Raw genomic sequence first — 16,487 nt, 5'->3', positions numbered from 1 at the left:
AATGCCGATGCCCGAGCCACTTCGTCACTGCGAGTTCCGCTTCTACGAGGAGCTGAACGACTTTCTGCCGCCGGTGCGGCGCAAGCACACCTTCGAGCACGAGTTCGACGGCACCCCGTCGGTGAAGGACCGGATCGAGGCGCTGGGCGTCCCGCACACCGAGGTGGATCTGATCCTCGTCGACGAGGTGTCGGTCGATTTCGCGCACCTGCTGCGCGGCGGCGAACGCGTCGCGGTGTACCCGATGTTCGAGCGACTCGATCTGACCGGTGTCACGAAACTGCGCCCCCGACCGCTGCGGGACCCGACGTTCGTCCTCGACGTGCATCTCGGCCGACTTGCCCGTTACCTCCGCCTGCTGGGCTTCGACACCCGCTACCGCAACGACTTCGCCGACCCGGAACTGGTGGACATCTCCCTATCCGAGCATCGCATCGTCCTGACCCGGGACACGGGCCTACTCAAGAGGTCGGCGCTCACCCACGGCGCGTTCCTGCACGAAACAGACCCACGTCGGCAGTTGCGGGAAGTGCTGGACCGCTTCGACCTTCGGTCGCGGATCTCGCCGTTCACGCGGTGCGCGCGCTGCAACGGACTTCTCGCGCCGGTTCCCCGTGCCGAGGCGCTCGCCGAGGCGCCGCCGGGCGTCGCGGGCAACGAACACGAGTTCAGCCGGTGCCGGGACTGTGCGCAGCTGTACTGGCCGGGCAGTCATCTTCCGAAGCTGCGCCGACGCCTGTCGGAGGTCGGGGTGAGGCTCGAGGTGGATTCTCAGGATGCGTGACGCAGCTGCTCGGCGAACTCCGCCGAGCACGCGCAATCGCCGAATTCGTCGCAGTCGATGATCAGTGCGTGCCGGACCTCGGACAACTCGACGCACGACTCGTCCGTGCATTCTGCCCCGTAGAGCGTGTGCACGATCAATGTTCCGTGGCAGGTGTCGATCACGTGTGCTGTCCTCCTCACTTCTCGTTCCCCACCTCTGTTGATACCACCCGTCCCCGACAGTCCAGGGACGTGCGCGGGGTGTGTCGGCTAGTTCCGCTCGACGTCGATCGGGTGAGTCGCGAGCAGGGCGAGCGGGAGCGGCTGCCGGCGCAGCACCTGCGCCCACACGTCGACTCGGGCGGGAGCGACCACGTCCGACGCGAGCGCCGAGATGACGATCCAGTCGTCGCGCTGGAGTTCCGAGTCGAGCTGGCCGTACGTCCAACCCGAGTAGCCGGCGAAGATCCGGACGCCCTCCACCAGCGGGGCGATGACCTCGGGGTCGGAGTCGAGATCCACCATCACCACGCGGCCGTGGACCCGGCGCAGACCCGCGACCCCGTCGGCCTGCGCGCCGGTGCGCAGCGTCGCCAGGCACAGTGCGGCGTCCCGTTTGACAGGACCGCCGACGTACAGCGCGGACGGGCGCGCGGCGAGCGGCGCCCACTGTGGCAGCACGTCGTGCACCGCGGTTTCGCTGGGACGGTTGATGACCACGCCGAGGCTGCCGGCGTCGTTGTGCTCGATCACATAGATCACGGTGCGACGGAATGCGGGTTCGACGAGATCTGTGGACGAGACCAACAGGCTGCCGGGCCGGACCACCGGTTCCGTCGACGCCGTTCGATCTTCGGGTTCTTCTGCGTGCGCCACCTGAACATCATCCCACCGCGGCGGATGCGATGTGACGGAGGACGCGACCTGCGTCCGGTTCGCCGCTTTACGCCGCGGGCAGGCCCGCCGTCTCGGCCAGAACCGCTAGGTGATGCTCGAACATTGCCCCCGGTGTGGTGAACGTATCGGCGCCGTACTGCCCGAACACCTCGAAGTTCACCGCCCCGAACAGAGCCGACCAGACCAGCACCCCGCGGGCGAGCAGATGGTCGGGGGTGGTGAGTCCGAGTTCGGCGCGGATGCGGTCGAGGTCTGCCGCGAGCTCGTCGTCGATGGGCGCCGCCGCGGCCGCCTCGAGTTTGCCCGCCCGGAACGCGTTGTCGAAGATCCCGACAAGGGCGTAGATCACGCGAGTCCCCGGCGTCGTGGTCTGCTCGCCGGGCGCGTGGTAGCCGGGAACGGGGCTGCCGAACAGCAATCCGTAGCGGGCGGGCTCGCGCAGCGCCCAGTCGCGCACCGCGCGGCCGAGCGCCAGGAACTGTTCCCGCGGTTCGGCTGCGGACGCCACGGCCGCCTCCACGGCGTCACCGAGTTCGTTGTACCCGTCGACGACGAGCAACGTCAGCAGCTCGTCGCGGCTCTTGACGTACCGGTAGACGGCGGACGACACGACGCCGAGGTCGCGGGCGACGGCCCGCAGCGACAGGGCCGCGGCACCGACCGCGGCCAGCTGTTCGCGTCCGATCCTCGTGATGTCCTGCAGCGTCTGCTCGCGGGCGCGCTCTCGTGGTGTTCCTGGCATGGGGTCCAGCGTGGCAATTTCAGAGAGCGGTGTCAACAAACGAGAGCATTGCTCTTGACAATGCGGTCAAAGGGGAGCATTCTCGAATCGGACAGAGAGCAGTGCTCTCGAATCACCGATATCGACTCATACAGCAGGAGCGGAAATGTCGAACATCGAGATCGTCACCGGAGCAGGACCCGTCGGCTGGACCGTCGCCCGGCAGCTCGCCGAACAGGGACGGCAGGTGCGGGTCCTCACGCGCTCGGGCAGCGGCCCGGACCATCCCCTGATCGAGCGGCGGAAGGCCGACGTCTCCGACGCCGACGCGCTGCGTGAGGCATTCGACGGAGCCGTCGCCGTCTACCACTGCATCCATGCCGCCTACAGCGCCGACGCGTGGGAGCGCGAACTCCCCGCCGCCGAGCAGACCGTGCTCGAGGCCGCCGGGCACGTCGGCGCCGTCGTCGTGTTCCCCGAGAGCCTCTACTCGTACGACACGTCGCAGCAGCCGATGACCGAGCACACTCCGCGGTCGGCCGATTCCGGCAAGCGCGGCATCCGGACCCGGTTGCTGAAGGCCCGCGCCGAGTCCTCGACTCCCACCGTGAGCGTCGTCGCGTCCGACTTCTTCGGACCGCAGGTGCTGAACGCGCACGCAGGCGAGCGCATGGTGCCCGTCGTCCTCGCGGGCAAGACGATGCGCGTCCTCGGCTCCGCCGACCTGCCCCACTCGTTCACGTACGTTCCCGACTTCGCGGCCGCGATGATCGCCGCCGCCCACGACCCCGCGCTGTGGAACTCGGTGCTGCACGCACCGACCGTCCCGGCCGTCACCCAGCGGCAGATGGTCGAGGCCTACGCCAAGGCCGCCGGGGTTCCCGTCCCGAAGGTCGGCACCCTGCCCGGCTGGGTGATCCGCGGCGGCGGGCTCGTGCACCAGGGGAGCCGCGAGCTGGCGGAGATGCTGTACCAGTTCGAGGAGCCGTTCGTGATGGACTCCTCCGAGAGCGAGGCCCGGCTCGGACTGGCCCCGACCCCGCTGGACCGGGCCGCCGAGGAGACCGTCCGGTGGTGGCAGGACAGGTCGGTCGCGGCCGCCGGATAGGGTCCTGTGAATGGCGAAACAGCTCGGCGACCGGCGCGAGGCGTGGCGCAGAACGGCGTACACCCTCCGGCGGTCGCCCGGGCTGGCCCGTCTCGCGACGGTGCGATTCGCCAGTCAGCTGGGCGACGGCATGTTCCAGACGGCACTCGGCGGCGCGATTCTGTTCAACCCGGAGCGCGCAACGGATCCCGTCACGATCGCCGCCGGTTTCGCGGTACTGCTGCTCCCGTACTCGGTGATCGGACCGTACGCGGGCGCGCTCCTCGACCGCTGGGACCGCCGCGCCGTGCTGCTGTGGGCGAATGTTCTGCGCGGACTGCTGATTCTGCTGACCGCCGTATTGCTGGAGACCGGAATCGGCGAGTCCGCTCTCCTCCTCCTCGCCCTCGCCGCCATCGGCGTGAGCCGGTTCGTTCTCGCGGGAGTCTCGGCGGCGCTGCCGCGAGTGGTGCACCGGTCCTGGCTCGTGGCCACCAATTCGGTGCTCGCCACCGCCGGCTCCGTCGTCGCCGCACTCGGAGCCGCGACATCGGTCGCCATCATCTCCCTCGTGGGCGCAGGCGACCGCGGCTCCGGCATCGCCGTCGCGACAGCCGCCTGCGGTTCCGCGGTGGCCGCATTCGCGGCGTCGCGCTTCCACCATCGGCTGCTCGGCCCGCACGCCGACGAGAAGCCCACATATGGGGCGGTTCGCGCCGTCGCCGCCGGATTGCGCAACGGGGCGGTCGCCGTGTGGCAGTCACCGGGTGTCACGACCGCGATGATCGGAATAGGCACGCACCGGATCGTTTTCGGTGTCAATACGTTGATCATGGTTCTGGTGCTCCGCGACACCGCCACCGTCAGCGCCCTGCCGGGCGGTCTGGCCGGTTTCGGCGTCGCCGTCGGCGCCACCGCCGCGGGCATGCTGCTGGCCGCGATCTCGACACCGTTCCTGATCCCGCGCGTCGGACGGTCCCGCACCATCGTCGGTGGCCTGATCCTCGCCCTCGTCGTGCAGTGCACGCTCGTCGCGACGCTGACGCAGGCGTCGCTGCTGTGCGGCGCGCTGCTCCTCGGATTCGCCGGGCAGTCCATCAAACTCACCGGAGACGCGGCGATGCAGATCGAGATCGAGGACGACCGCCGGGGACAGGTGTTCGCACTGCAGGACACGGTGTTCAATGTGGCCTTCATCGCATCGATCGCCGCGGCGTCCCTGGTGATCGCCCCCGACGGCCGATCACTCGGGCTGGTGCTCGCGGGTGGCGCGGTCTACGGCCTCGGACTGCTCGGCGTCCTGTTCAACTCCCGACGCGAACCCGCCTGAGAGTCAGCCTATTTCGATCCCGGCATGGGCACGTTCTGCAGTCGGACCTGACCGCGAGCCACCTCCTTGCCGGTGTCGGCCGCGGTGATCACCACCGACCACAACTGCTGCACCCGGCCCTGCTGGATGGGCACCGCGACCACGTCGACCCGCCCCTCGGTGCGGGCCCGCAGGAAGTCGGTGCCGTTGTGCACACCCACCGCGAACTCACCACGGTCGGCGACGGCAGTGCTCGCACCGATGCTCGCGGCCGACTCGACCGCCGTCGTGTAGACGCCGCCGTGCACGACCCCCCACGGTGTGTGGTGGTCGGCGGACAGGTCGATGTGGCCGACGACCTTCGTCCCCGACACCTCGTCGAGTTCCAGGCCGGCAGCGGCGACGAAGGCGCTCGCCGCCTCCCGGGTCAGATCGGTCATGATGCGTTCCCCTCGTCGAACACTCGGTCAGTTTGAAATCCCAACCCACCTTGCCCGGCTTCGGCCCTGACGTCAATGGTTCCGGCGGTCCCGATCACCGGATCGGGACGCCACGTGTGCACCGCCGCGATCACCGGTGGTTCGGCCATCGTCATCTCGACATTCCACGTCCCGTTGCCGGAAGGGTCGGTGAAGTAGCGGGCCTCCTCGTCGGCGTCGTAGTCGAGCACCGACCGATCGGCCACGCCGTCTCCGTCCGAATCCCACATCGCGTCGTCGAGGAGGCCGTCGCCGTCGAAATCCAACCGCACGGCGTCGACACCGCCGGACGGCCCCAGGTCGAGATCGGCGGGTGACGTCCACGCCGTCGGGGCGTCGGCACCGGTTCCGAACGAATACTCGAGAGGATCCATATAGAGGTAGGACGCAGCGGAATCGGATCCGGTTCCACCTGCGCCCGATTTTCTCTTCTGCGCCAGTGAGACCGCACTGTGACCGGACGGGCCGGGCTCGTGCGCTGAGGATGCAGTCGCCGGGTGTTATCTTCAACCCGAACGTGCAGGTCGGTCCACCATTACTCCGACCACCGATCTGGAGGGGTCCCGTGGTCGAGAAGTCATGGTCTGTGGCCGGAGTGCCGCTGTGCGTCGCCGCCGTCGTGGCCGCGACCATCGGCTTCGCCGCCGCCCCCGCCGCGGCCGAGACCACTCCGTGGCTGCCCGTGAACGCCTGCGGCGAGACCGGGTTCAACCCGGCCAAGGAGCCTCCGAGTCCTGGCGGCGGCCCACTGCTTCCGCCCATTCCCCCGACCGTGAGCATCCCGATCCCGTACCCCGACTTCGTGCCGGTGCCGGTCCCCGGACCGACCGCCGATCAGACGCGTGTCGCCCAGGACCTTCCCGCCGACCCGTGCGCGGACCCGTGCCCCGACCTCACCGATCCGGTCGACGAACCGGAGGCCGAGCCCGGGTCCTCGGGTTCTGCAGGCTCTTCCGGCTCCGCGGGGTCTTCGGATTCGTCCGGCTCGAGTGCGCTGGCCATCCCGAAGATTTCGATCGATCCGCGTCCCGAAACCATTCCCATCCCCGTTCCCGGCGGCCCCGGACCCGAACCGCAGGCGGCGCCACCCGTCGAGATCAACCCGGCCGCACGTGGTTCCCTCACTGCAGCCGTCGCGAAGCCGGAGGTCGGCGACGTCCGGTTGGTGTCGCAGCTGACGGGCCGTGGTTCGGAGAACCGCACGGACAAGCGCTGGCAGGTCGACGGCACCGACCTCGGCATCACCTGGGAGACGAAGCCCGGCGAAGTCGCGGTCGCGTTCGGCGACACGTTCGGCAAGGACTGGGCTCCGCCGGGCGCCTTCGGCGAGGACTGGCGGAGCAACGTTCTCGGCCACAGCACCGACACCGACCTGTCCGACGGCATGACCATCGACAGCATGGTCCAGGACAGCCGGTGCCATGCCGCCGAGATCATCGACAGCAGGCACATCAACAACTTCGAGACCACCACCATCCCCACATCGGGGTTCGCGATCGGTGACCGTCAGTACCTCAGCTACATGTCGGTGAAGCGCTGGAGCATGGTCCCCGGCATGTGGTACACGAACTACGGCGGCATCGCCTACTCCGACGACAACGGGCAGACCTGGACCAAGGACCAGCACGCCAAGTGGGACAACATCTTCGGCGCCCGCTTCCAAGTGTCCGCGATGGTGCCGCAGGGCGACTACGTGTACATGTTCGGCACCCCCAACGGGCGCATCGGCACCATCGGACTGGCCCGGGTGCCGGTCGATCAGGTCCTCAACACCACGTCGTACCAGTACTGGTCGGACGGCACGTGGACCCCGGTGTCCCAGCACCTCGCGACCCCCATCGTCGGTGGAGTGGCCAGTGAACTGTCGGTCCGCTACGACGCGGCCGCCGGCACCTGGCTGATGAGCTACCTCGAGCCGATCGGCGGCTCGATCATCCTGCGGCAGTCGTCGAGCCCGCAGGGTGCGTGGTCGGACGGTGCGACGCTCGTCGACACGGCCGAGTACCCGATGGCGTACGGCGGCTTCATGCATCCGTGGTCGACGGACAAGGATCTGTATTTCACGATCTCGGAGTGGGACAGCTACAACGTCTACCTGATGCACGCGTCCCTGCACCCGTGAGTACTTGTTAGCCGCCCGCGGTTAACAAGTACGCACGGCATGGAGGGCGACCTCGGTGGCCTTGACGACGAAGAACACGTCCAGCCCCGGCACCAGATCGAGTTCCGCGACGGACGCCGCCGTCACGTCGGCGCTGAGTTCGAACCGGCCTCCGGCTTCGGCGGCGCGCACCCGGACCGTCGGCCCCCGTACCTCGATCTCCGAGATGGACACCTGGAAGACGTTGCGCGGACTACCTTCCGGAGAGCGCCGATGGACGGCCACCGAATGGGGAGCGAACACCGCGACCGCCGGCGCACCCGGCACGAAATCTGCGTCGGGCAGACCGTGCAGCCGAACACCGGTCTCGGTCTCGAAGCCGTCCTGCGCCCCGAACACGGGAACGAGGTTGAGCCCGGCGATCCGCGCGGCGAACGCACTGCGGGGACGCGTCAGCACGTCCCGCACCGAACCGAATTCGACGACCTGCCCGCCCTCCATGACGATCACACGGTCGGCCAGCGCCAGCGCGTCGAGGATGTCGTGGGTGACCACGACCGCGGTCCGGTCGCCTTCCCGCAGCACCCGCCGGAGCAGCACGCGCAGGGCGGGCGCCGCGGCAACATCGAGGGCTGACATGGGTTCGTCGAGCAGAAGGGCTCGAGGTTCGGCCGCGAGGGCCCGCGCCACCGCGACCCGCTGAGCCTGCCCCCCGGACAGTTCGTGCGGACGGCGGTCCGCGAACTGCGTCGCATCCACTGCGTCCAGCCATTTCTCGGCGATCGCCCGCGCCTCCCGACGTCCCCGGCCTGCACTGCGCGGGGCGAACGCCACATTGGCGGCCACCGTCAGATGCGGGAACAACAGCGCCTGCTGCGCGAGCAGCGCGATACCCCGCCGGTGCGGGGGGACTGCGACGCCCCGGGTGGTGTCGGTGAGCACGCGACCGTTCAGTTCGACCCGACCGGCATCCGGGCGCACCAGGCCGGCGACCACCGAGAGTGCCGTCGATTTGCCGGCGCCGTTCGGCCCGAGCACCGCCAGCACCTCACCCTCGCCGAGGTCGAACCCCACCTCCACGCCATGCGCATCCACCCGCGCCTCGACGCTCAGGCCGGTCACAGCGCGGCCCTCGACGCCCAGCCCCGCGAGCCGACCACGATGAGCACCGCGACCACGACCAGCACCAGCGACAACGCGACGGCCGCATCGGCATCGGTCTCACGCTGCAGGTAGATCTCGAGCGGCAGAGTTCGCGTGACGCCCTGCAGACTGCCCGCGAACGTCAGCGTGGCACCGAACTCGCCCAGCGCCCGCGCGAACGACAACACCGCCCCGGACACCAGGCCGGGCAGCACCAGCGGAAGCGTCACCCGCCGGAAGACCGTGGTGGGGCTCGCACCGAGCGTCGCGGCGGCGTGCTCGTACCGGCTGCCCGCCGTCCGGAGCGAACCCTCGAGGCTCACCACCAGGAACGGCAGCGCGACGAACGTCTGCGCGAGCACCACGGCCGTGGTGGTGAACGCGATGTGGATGCCCGCGACCTCGAGGTGCTGCCCGATCAGGCCCTTCCGGCCGAACGTGTACAGCAGGGCGATGCCCCCGACCACCGGTGGAAGCACCAGCGGCAGGAGCACCAGCGACCGCAGCACGTGCAGTCCTCGAAAACTGCTGCGCGACAGCACCGCCGCCATCGGAACACCCAGCAGGACGCACAGCACGGTGCTCAGGGCGGCGGTCCGCAGGCTCAGTTCCAGTGCCGCGAGCGAGGATTCCGACGTGACCAGCTGGAAGAACCGCGACCAGTCGACGCTCGCCAGCATCGCGAACAGCGGCAGGACGACGAACAGTCCGCCCAACGCCGCCGGAACGAAGATCCAGCCCGGAAGCCCGGACGGGACTCTGACGCGCGCCGCCCGGATCACGGCTGGGCGAATCCTGCCTTCGCCAGCACTGCCTGACCGTCGGGTCCCGTGACGAGGTCGACGAAGCCCTGCGCCGCGTCCGGTGCCTTCGAAGCGGACAGCGTCGCAATGGGATAGGTGTTCACTGCCTGCGCGGCCTCGGGGAAGGCCACGGCCGTCACCTTGTCGCCCGCGCCCGCCGCGTCCGTGACGTACACGAGTCCGGCGTCGGCCTGACCGGCCGTCACCTTGTTCAGCACGTCGGTGACCGACGACTCCTCGCTGACCGGGGTGAGGTCGACACCCGACGCGGTCTCGACCTTCTGCGTCGCGGAACCACACGGAACCTGCGGGGCACACGTGACCACCAGCGTCCCCTCACGGTTCAGGTCCGCGAAGGACGTGATGCCCTTGGGATTTCCGGGTGCCGTGACGATGGTCAGCGTGTTGGTGGCGAAGTCGACGGGAGTGCCCTCGACGAGGCCGGCGTCGACCACCTTCGTCATGTTTTTGGTGTCGGCGGACGCGAACACGTCGGCCGAGGCGCCCTGGTCGAGTTGTGCGGCGAGGTCGGAGGAACCCGCGAAGCTGAACTCCACGTGGGATCCGGGGTTCGCGGTCTCGTACATCTGGCCGAGTTCCGTGAACGTGCCCTTCAGTGACGCCGCGGCGAACACCGTGATGTCGCCACCCGACGCGGAGGCGGACGTCGACTCGGCCGAACCCGAGGCGCTGCTGTCGTCGTTCGAACCGCAGCCGGTGAGAAGACCGAGACCGAGTGCAGCCGCAGCAGCCCCCGTCGTGGCCCGCCGCCAGGACATCTTCATGAAATTCCTCCAGGTGTTTCGACGATCACCGTGGTCGACTTGACGACGGCTACCGCGACCTTGCCGGGCTCGAGCCCGAGGTCGCGGACGGCTTCACTGCTCATCAGGGAGACGACGCGGAAAGGCCCGCACTGCATCTCGACCTGGGCCATCACCTTGTCCATCACCACCGCGGTCACGATGCCGGTGAATCGGTTACGCGCCGAGGACTCCGATCCGAGCAGGTCGGGCGACTTCGACGCGTTGGCGCGCGCGAACTCGGCGAGGGCGGGGCCGTCGACGACCTTGCGGCCCGACTCGTCCTTCTCCGCTGCGAGGCTGCCGTTGTCGATCCACCGCCGGACCGTGTCGTCGCTGACGCCGAGCAGTTCTGCGGCCTGTCGTATCCGGATGCCCGTCATCCGACCATTGCCCGCGCATGCGTCATGACCGACATCCTATGTCGGCAAATACGGACCGATCAAGTGGATGTTTCCGCAGATGCGGATCAGTACACGTCCCGCACGTAACGCTTGTCGGTCGCGAGCTGCTTCATGTACAGCTCGGTGTCCTCCTCATCCAGGCGCCCGTGGGTGCGGACGACCTCACGGACCGTCTCGTCCACGTCCTTCGCCATGCGGCTGGCGTCGCCGCAGACGTACAGGGACGCGCCCTCCTGCATCCAGCCCCAGAGCTTGGCGCCGTGCTCGCGAATGCGGTCCTGCACATAGATCTTCTGCCGCTGGTCCCGGGAGAACGCTGCATCGAGGTGGGTGAGAAATCCGTCGCGGTGCATAGCTTCCATCTCCTCGCGGTAGTAGAAGTCGGTAGCCTCGTGCTGCTCACCGAAGAACATCCAGTTCTTGCCCGTGTGACCCAATTCCCGGCGTTCGTGCAGGAATCCGCGGAACGGAGCGATGCCGGTGCCGGGACCGACCATGATCATCGGCGCATCGGCGGCCTGCGGGGGACGGAAGTGCGCCGACTTCTGCACGAAGATCGGCACGTCGGCCTCGTCGCAGTGATCGGCGAGGAACGTCGAGCAGACCCCGGAGCGGTTCTTGCCCTCGTGGTCGTAGCGCACCGCGGAGACGGTCAGCTGCACCTCACCCGGGTCGACCTTGGGGCTCGACGAGATCGAGTACAACCGCGGCTGGAGGCGCTTGAGGACGCTCAGCCACTCGTCGGCGTCGGCGTCGACCCCGTACTCCGCCAGCACGTCCATCGACTGCCGCCCCCACAGCCACTGCTGGAGCGCGATCTTGTTCTGCGGGCGCAGTAGCCGCGCCAGCTCGGTGTCCTGGGTGCGGCTCTGCACGAACCGGAGCAGCTCTGGGGTCACCTTCGTGATCTCGAGCTTCGTGCGCAACGCCTCGCGCAGCGTCATCTCCGGCAGGTCCGACAATGTGACGGGCGTGTCCGGGATCGACCGGGTGACCTTCAGCCACTCGTCGACGACGGCGTCGCTGTTGGTCGGCCAGACACCGAGAGCGTCGCCCGCATCATAAGAGAACTCCGGATCGCTCACCTCGAAACCGAACTGCCGCACGTCCTTCGACGATCCCGCCGCGCTGAGCGGAATGTTCTTCGTCAAGCGCGTGACCAACGGGGACTTCCGCGTGAACGTCGCCGCCTTCTTCGCGGCGGGCCTCGCCGGCGCGGATGCGGCCGCCGCCACGGTCGCACCGCCGGCCGCCGCACGCTCCCGGACCAGCTTCTGGACCTGGGTCAGCCACTGGCGTGCCTGATCCTCGTAGTCCGGTTCGCAATCGACACGCTCGGTGAGGCGCTTCGCCTCCAGCTGCTCCAGCCGGGCGTCGATCCGCCTACCGTGCCCGCAGAAGTCGTCGTAGTTGGAATCGCCGAAAGCCAGTACGGCGTACCGGGTCTGCGACAGCGTCGGGGCCTCGTCGCTGCTGAGCGCGGACCAGAAGCTGCTGCCGTTGTCGGGGGCGTCGCCGTCCCCGAACGTGCTGGTGATGATCAGGAGGTCGCGGACGTCGGCGAGGCCCGCGACGTCGTAGTCGTCCATGCTCATCAGGCGGGTGCCGTGCCCGGCCGCCTCGAGTTGTTCGGCACATTCGGCGGCGAACTCCTCGGCGTTTCCGGTCTGCGACGCCCACACCACCACCACGGGGTGCTGGACCGATTCAGCGTTCGCGGAACTCGCGTCCGGCACCACGGCACTCTGCGGAACATGGGAACGGGAGAACAGCCCCGCCATCAGACCGTCCAGCCACACCCGTTTGGACCCGGAGATCGGTGCGCTTCGCGGAAGGACCGGAACGCCCTGGATCTCGGTGGACTGCAGCCCCGACAGCAGCCCGGCGAGGTACGTGCGTTCGTGTTCGTCGAAGGTGGGGGAGGCGGAGTCGTCCAGGCCCAGGATGCGACTCATCTCGGCGGCGGGCGAACCCTGCGCCAGGGTGAGCGCCCCACCGGTTTCCGGGATCTCCGGCACCGACACCGGGGCCACCCGAGACAGGGACACGGCGCACGCCTTGAACTCCGGCTGGAAGGACGTCGGATCGACGGCGTCGTTGGTGACGGCGTTGATGCTGAGGTACTCGCCGAACGAGTCGTTCCAGTGGAACGGGGCGAAACAGCCTCCGGCGAGGACGCGGTCGCTGACGACGGCGGGAAGTACCGCGCGGCCGCGCCGGGACGCCACCTCCACCTTGTCGCCGTCGGCGATCGAAAGCTTCTGCGCATCAGCGGGATTGATCTCGACGAACGGGCCTGAGTTCAGCTTGTTGAGCTTGGCCACCTTGCCCGTCTTCGTCATAGTGTGCCACTGGTGCTGCAGGCGACCGGTGTTGAGGACGAAGGGGTAGTCGTCGTCGGGCATCTCGGCGGGCAGCATGTGCGGGCGCGGGAAGAACGCGGCCTTACCGCTCGCGGTGGCGAACGCGAGCCGGGGGAGTGAACCGTCGGGAGCCGACAGCAGGTTCTGGCTCACGCCGTCGTTGAGGTAGCGGAGGGGGTTGCGATCGGTGCGGTTGCCGGGCGGGCTCGGCCACTGCACCGGTGTCTCACGCAGACGGTCGTAGCTGATGCCGCGAAGGTCGTAGCCGGTCTTGGGATTCCAGGTGCGCTTGATCTCCTCGAACACGTCTTCCGAGGACTCGTAGGTGAACGCGTCCGCGTATCCCATCTCGCAGGCGACGCGGGCGATGATCTGCCAGTCGGGCAGTGCTTGGCCGACCGGATCGACGGCCTGCTGCAGCAGGGTGAGGTTGCGCTCGGAGTTGATCATCACCGAATCCGACTCCGCCCAGAGCGCCCCGGGCAGCAGGATGTCGGCGTAACCGTTCGTCTCGGTGTCGAGGAAGACATCCTGGGTGATCACGAGGTCGGCGGCCTCGAGGCCCTCGATCACCGTCCTCCGGTTCGCGACGGTGGCAACGGGGTTGGTGCAGATGATCCAGCAGGCCTTGATCTCGCCCGCCACCATCCGCTCGAACATGTCGACGGTTCCGGTACCGACCTCCGTGCGGATGCTGCCCTCCGGCAGCTCCCACAGATCCTCGATGAACGCCCGGTCGTCGGCGGCGAGCACCGACCGCTGCCCCGGCAGGCCAGGACCCATGTACCCCATCTCGCGGCCACCCATGGCGTTGGGCTGACCGGTGAGGGAGAACGGGCCGCTGCCCGGCCTGCAGATCGCACCGGTGGCCAGGTGCAGGTTGCAGATCGCGTTGGTGTTCCAGGTGCCGTGGGTGCTCTGGTTGAGTCCCATCGTCCAGCAGCTCATCCAGTTCTCGGCCTCACCGATCCACTGGGCGGCCTGACGGATGTCGGATTCGGGGATGCCGGTGATCTCCGCGACCTTCTCGGGCGTGTACTCCTCGAGGAACTCCGGCATCACCTCCCAGCCCTCGGTGAACTCGGCGATGAACTCGGGATCGGTGTGCCCGTTCTTCACGAGCAGGTGCAGCAGGCCGTTGAGTAGCGCGAGGTCGGTGCCCGGCGCGATCTGCATGAACAGGTTCGACTTGTCGGCGGTCGCGTTGCGGCGCGGGTCGACGACGATCAGCTTGGCGCCGGCCTTGACGCGGTCCATCATCCGCAGGAACAGGATGGGGTGACAGTCCGCCATGTTGGCGCCGATCACGAAGAACACGTCGGCCTTGTCGAAGTCCTGGTACGACCCGGGCGGGCCGTCGGCGCCGAGGGACTGCTTGTAGCCGGTGCCCGCACTGGCCATGCACAGCCGCGAGTTGGACTCGATCTGGTTGGTGCCGACGAAGCCCTTCGCGAGCTTGGTGATCAGGTATTGCGCCTCGATGGACATCTGACCGGAGACGTAGAACGACAGGGCGTCCGGTCCGTGCTTGTCGAGCTGTTCCTTCAGCCGGCGCGCGGTCTCGCTGATGGCGGCGCCGACATCGATCGAGGTGGGTGCCTCCCCACGCTGGTCGCGGACGTACCCGGTTCCCATGCGGCCACCGGCCACCAGCATCTCGGCGCTCGTCGCACCCTTGGTGCACAGCCGCCCGAAGTTGGTGGGATGGTCCTTGTCGCCGGACGCCTTGAGCACGCGGCGCGCACCGGTCTCGGGATCGATCCCGACCTCGAGCACCATGCCGCAGCCGACACCGCAGTACGAGCAGGCGGTCTTCACTGTGGAAGTCCCGGCTTTCTGCTGCTGCATCGACTAGCTCCTCACCTGCACGGTCGCCGCGTGTCCACCTGGCTCACGACCTGTATCAATGCTGCCGTGAACCGTGTTTCGTCGGGATTAACCCCCGTGAGCGTTCGATGACGTCTCTCGCACCCGGCCCCGGGCACGGTGGTGATGTCGGCACCGCAGAAGCGACCAGGTCATATGACCGTCGTCACTTCGGATGGGTGGCCGCCCGAAAGCGGAGTAAAGAGATGACGACGTCGACCCGAGCGGATCGACGATCGGTCAGCCCTGCTGCGTGGCCCACCACGACAGCAGTTCGGCCTCGGCCTCGTCGCGGCTGAGGGGGCCGCGATCGAGCCGGAGCTCCTTGAGGAACTTCCACGCCTTCCCGACGTCGGGCCCCGCCGGAATGCCGAGCAGGTCCATGATCGCGTTGCCGTCGAGGTCGGGGCGCACCCGCGCGAGGTCTTCCTGCTCGGCGATCCGAGCGATCCGCTCCTCGATGTCGTCGTACGTCGCCTGCAGAGCGGCCGCCCGCCGCTTGTTGCGGGTGGTGCAATCGGCGCGGACCAGCTTGTGCAGCCGCGGCAGCAGCGGCCCGGCATCCGTGACGTAACGACGCACGGCGGAATCGGTCCACTGGCCCTTGCCGTAGCCGTGGAACCGCAGGTGGAGGAAGACGAGCTGCGAGACGTCGTCGATCATCTGCTTCGAATACTTCAGAGCCCGCATCCGCTTGCGGACCATTTTCGCGCCGACCACCTCGTGGTGGTGGAAGCTCACGCCGCCGCCCGGCTCGTTGCGCTTCGTGTCCGGTTTGCCGATGTCGTGCAGCAGCGCCGCCCACCGCAACACCAGGTCGGGGTCGCCGTCCTCCAGGTCGACGGCCTGCTTCAGCACGGTCAGCGAGTGCCAGTACACGTCCTTGTGCTGGTGGTGCTCGTCGATCTCGAGCTTCATCTGCGGCACCTCGGGCAGCACGAAGTCGGCGAGACCCGTCTCGCACATCACGTTCATGCCGTCGATGGGGAACTCGCCGAGGATCAGCTTGTCGAGTTCGGCCCGCACGCGTTCGGCCGTGATCCGCTCGATCTGCGGCGCCATGTCGACGATGGCCTGATGCACGCGCTCGTGCAGGGTGAATCCCAGCTGGGACACGAACCGGGCGGCCCGCAGCATGCGCAGCGGGTCGTCGTTGAAGGAGTTCTCCGGCGCCGAAGGCGTGTCCAGCATCCCGGCCAGCAGCGCGTTCATGCCGCCGAGGGGGTCGACGAAGTCCTGCGAGCCGTCCGCACCGATCCGCACTGCCATCGCGTTGACCGTGAAATCGCGCCGCACCAGGTCGTCCTCGAGTTTCGTCCCGAACTGGACGACGGGATTGCGCGACACCCGGTCGTAGGCGTCGGCCCGATACGTCGTGATCTCGATCTGCTGGCCCGCCTTGGCGGCACTGATCGTCCCGAACTCGATGCCCGTGTCCCACTGGTTGTCGGCCCAGCCGGACAGCAGTTTCTGCACCTGCTCCGGGCGGGCGTCGGTGGTGAAGTCGAGGTCGGTGCCGAGGCGGCCCAGGATCGCGTCCCGGACACTGCCCCCCACCAGGTACAACTCGTGACCGGCGGCAGCGAACCTCTCACCGAGCGGCGTCAGGACTTCGGACAGCTCGCGCAGCGTCACCGCGGCGCCGGCAAGCAGTCGCGTACGGCGCTCGTCGTCGAGAGAAGGGGCAGTCACGTCCAGGAAGCTTACCGAGGTGCGCAAATAGCGAGATACGCATACACGCTGTCA

Annotated in this window: 14 protein-coding genes and 1 pseudogene; 4 read left to right on the top strand and 11 right to left on the bottom strand. The window is 68.3% G+C overall.

Features of this window, described 5'->3' with window-relative positions; all coding sequences use genetic code 11:
* Nucleotide 1: 1 nt before the first annotated feature.
* Complete coding sequence (locus ACFVJ3_RS18190) at nucleotides 2-784, top strand: Mut7-C RNAse domain-containing protein (RefSeq protein WP_378453340.1); 783 nt, start codon at nucleotides 2-4, stop codon at nucleotides 782-784.
* Here ACFVJ3_RS18190 and ACFVJ3_RS18185 read toward each other — a convergent pair.
* The 3 genes from ACFVJ3_RS18185 to ACFVJ3_RS18175 all read right to left on the bottom strand — a co-directional run bounded on the left by ACFVJ3_RS18185 (nucleotide 772) and on the right by ACFVJ3_RS18175 (nucleotide 2,404).
* Entirely contained in the window at nucleotides 772-948 is a 177-nt protein-coding gene (locus ACFVJ3_RS18185; RefSeq protein WP_179220060.1) for a hypothetical protein, read from the bottom strand. The genes ACFVJ3_RS18190 and ACFVJ3_RS18185 overlap by 13 nt on opposite strands.
* A gap of 87 nt (nucleotides 949-1,035) precedes the next feature.
* Entirely contained in the window at nucleotides 1,036-1,641 is a 606-nt protein-coding gene (locus ACFVJ3_RS18180) for a YqgE/AlgH family protein (RefSeq protein WP_009476712.1), read from the bottom strand.
* A gap of 67 nt (nucleotides 1,642-1,708) precedes the next feature.
* The gene (locus ACFVJ3_RS18175; protein WP_378453339.1) at nucleotides 1,709-2,404 is read right to left on the bottom strand and encodes a TetR/AcrR family transcriptional regulator; all 696 of its coding nucleotides are present in this window, start codon (nucleotides 2,402-2,404) and stop codon (nucleotides 1,709-1,711) included.
* Nucleotides 2,405-2,549: 145 nt separating this feature from the next.
* Here ACFVJ3_RS18175 and ACFVJ3_RS18170 point away from each other — a divergent pair, with 145 nt between their 5' ends.
* Nucleotides 2,550-3,491: an NAD-dependent epimerase/dehydratase family protein gene (locus ACFVJ3_RS18170; RefSeq protein ID WP_378453338.1), complete on the top strand. Its 942-nt coding sequence runs from the start codon at nucleotides 2,550-2,552 to the stop codon at nucleotides 3,489-3,491.
* 10 nt (nucleotides 3,492-3,501) lie between these two features.
* Nucleotides 3,502-4,800 (top strand): MFS transporter, encoded by a 1,299-nt coding sequence (locus ACFVJ3_RS18165; RefSeq protein WP_378453337.1) that lies wholly within the window; start codon nucleotides 3,502-3,504, stop codon nucleotides 4,798-4,800.
* An 8-nt stretch (nucleotides 4,801-4,808) separates the two neighbouring features.
* Here ACFVJ3_RS18165 and ACFVJ3_RS18160 read toward each other — a convergent pair whose 3' ends face one another.
* Both ACFVJ3_RS18160 and ACFVJ3_RS18155 read right to left on the bottom strand, forming a co-directional pair.
* Nucleotides 4,809-5,219 (bottom strand): PaaI family thioesterase, encoded by a 411-nt coding sequence (locus tag ACFVJ3_RS18160; RefSeq protein ID WP_378453336.1) that lies wholly within the window; start codon nucleotides 5,217-5,219, stop codon nucleotides 4,809-4,811.
* Nucleotides 5,220-5,383: 164 nt separating this feature from the next.
* A pseudogene (locus ACFVJ3_RS18155) lies at nucleotides 5,384-5,632 on the bottom strand (hypothetical protein); the annotation flags it as partial.
* A 212-nt stretch (nucleotides 5,633-5,844) separates the two neighbouring features.
* Between ACFVJ3_RS18155 and ACFVJ3_RS18150 the strand changes: the two are divergent.
* Nucleotides 5,845-7,380 carry a DUF4185 domain-containing protein gene (locus ACFVJ3_RS18150; RefSeq protein WP_378453450.1) on the top strand — a complete coding sequence of 512 codons (1,536 nt, stop codon included), beginning with the start codon at nucleotides 5,845-5,847 and terminating at the stop codon, nucleotides 7,378-7,380.
* 21 nt (nucleotides 7,381-7,401) lie between these two features.
* Here ACFVJ3_RS18150 and ACFVJ3_RS18145 read toward each other — a convergent pair whose 3' ends face one another.
* The 6 genes from ACFVJ3_RS18145 to ACFVJ3_RS18120 all read right to left on the bottom strand — a co-directional run bounded on the left by ACFVJ3_RS18145 (nucleotide 7,402) and on the right by ACFVJ3_RS18120 (nucleotide 16,433).
* The gene (locus tag ACFVJ3_RS18145) at nucleotides 7,402-8,481 is read right to left on the bottom strand and encodes a sulfate/molybdate ABC transporter ATP-binding protein (RefSeq protein WP_378453335.1); all 1,080 of its coding nucleotides are present in this window, start codon (nucleotides 8,479-8,481) and stop codon (nucleotides 7,402-7,404) included.
* Nucleotides 8,478-9,284 carry an ABC transporter permease gene (locus ACFVJ3_RS18140; protein ID WP_005263520.1) on the bottom strand — a complete coding sequence of 269 codons (807 nt, stop codon included), beginning with the start codon at nucleotides 9,282-9,284 and terminating at the stop codon, nucleotides 8,478-8,480. Before ACFVJ3_RS18140 ends, ACFVJ3_RS18145 begins: the two co-directional genes overlap by 4 nt.
* Entirely contained in the window at nucleotides 9,281-10,090 is an 810-nt protein-coding gene (modA, locus tag ACFVJ3_RS18135) for a molybdate ABC transporter substrate-binding protein (protein ID WP_378453334.1), read from the bottom strand. The genes ACFVJ3_RS18140 and modA overlap by 4 nt, the downstream gene beginning before the upstream one ends.
* Nucleotides 10,087-10,491 (bottom strand): molybdopterin-binding protein, encoded by a 405-nt coding sequence (locus ACFVJ3_RS18130; protein WP_009476721.1) that lies wholly within the window; start codon nucleotides 10,489-10,491, stop codon nucleotides 10,087-10,089. The genes modA and ACFVJ3_RS18130 overlap by 4 nt, the downstream gene beginning before the upstream one ends.
* Nucleotides 10,492-10,577: 86 nt before the next feature.
* A complete protein-coding gene (locus ACFVJ3_RS18125; RefSeq protein ID WP_378453333.1) occupies nucleotides 10,578-14,723 on the bottom strand; it encodes a molybdopterin-dependent oxidoreductase in 4,146 nt (1,381 codons plus the stop codon).
* A 258-nt stretch (nucleotides 14,724-14,981) separates the two neighbouring features.
* Complete coding sequence (locus tag ACFVJ3_RS18120) at nucleotides 14,982-16,433, bottom strand: CCA tRNA nucleotidyltransferase (protein ID WP_378453332.1); 1,452 nt, start codon at nucleotides 16,431-16,433, stop codon at nucleotides 14,982-14,984.
* Nucleotides 16,434-16,487: the final 54 nt, after the last annotated feature.

Origin of the sequence: Rhodococcus sp. NPDC127593, assembly GCF_042671975.1 — a bacterium.
Lineage (GTDB): Bacteria > Actinomycetota > Actinomycetes > Mycobacteriales > Mycobacteriaceae > Rhodococcus_F.
Note: the sequence above shows the minus strand (reverse complement) of the source record. Positions and strands in the feature narration are given on the sequence as shown.

Excerpts from the sequence above, each read along its gene's own strand:
- ACFVJ3_RS18160 (WP_378453336.1), bottom strand. The coding sequence starts at position 5,219 with ATGACCGATCTGACCCGGGAGGCGGCGAGCGCCTTCGTCGCCGCTGCC.
- modA (WP_378453334.1), bottom strand. The coding sequence starts at position 10,090 with ATGAAGATGTCCTGGCGGCGGGCCACGACGGGGGCTGCTGCGGCTGCA.
- ACFVJ3_RS18125 (WP_378453333.1), bottom strand. The coding sequence starts at position 14,723 with ATGCAGCAGCAGAAAGCCGGGACTTCCACAGTGAAGACCGCCTGCTCG.
- ACFVJ3_RS18175 (WP_378453339.1), bottom strand. The coding sequence starts at position 2,404 with ATGCCAGGAACACCACGAGAGCGCGCCCGCGAGCAGACGCTGCAGGAC.
- ACFVJ3_RS18170 (WP_378453338.1), top strand. The coding sequence starts at position 2,550 with ATGTCGAACATCGAGATCGTCACCGGAGCAGGACCCGTCGGCTGGACC.
- ACFVJ3_RS18130 (WP_009476721.1), bottom strand. The coding sequence starts at position 10,491 with ATGACGGGCATCCGGATACGACAGGCCGCAGAACTGCTCGGCGTCAGC.
- ACFVJ3_RS18165 (WP_378453337.1), top strand. The coding sequence starts at position 3,502 with ATGGCGAAACAGCTCGGCGACCGGCGCGAGGCGTGGCGCAGAACGGCG.
- ACFVJ3_RS18190 (WP_378453340.1), top strand. The coding sequence starts at position 2 with ATGCCGATGCCCGAGCCACTTCGTCACTGCGAGTTCCGCTTCTACGAG.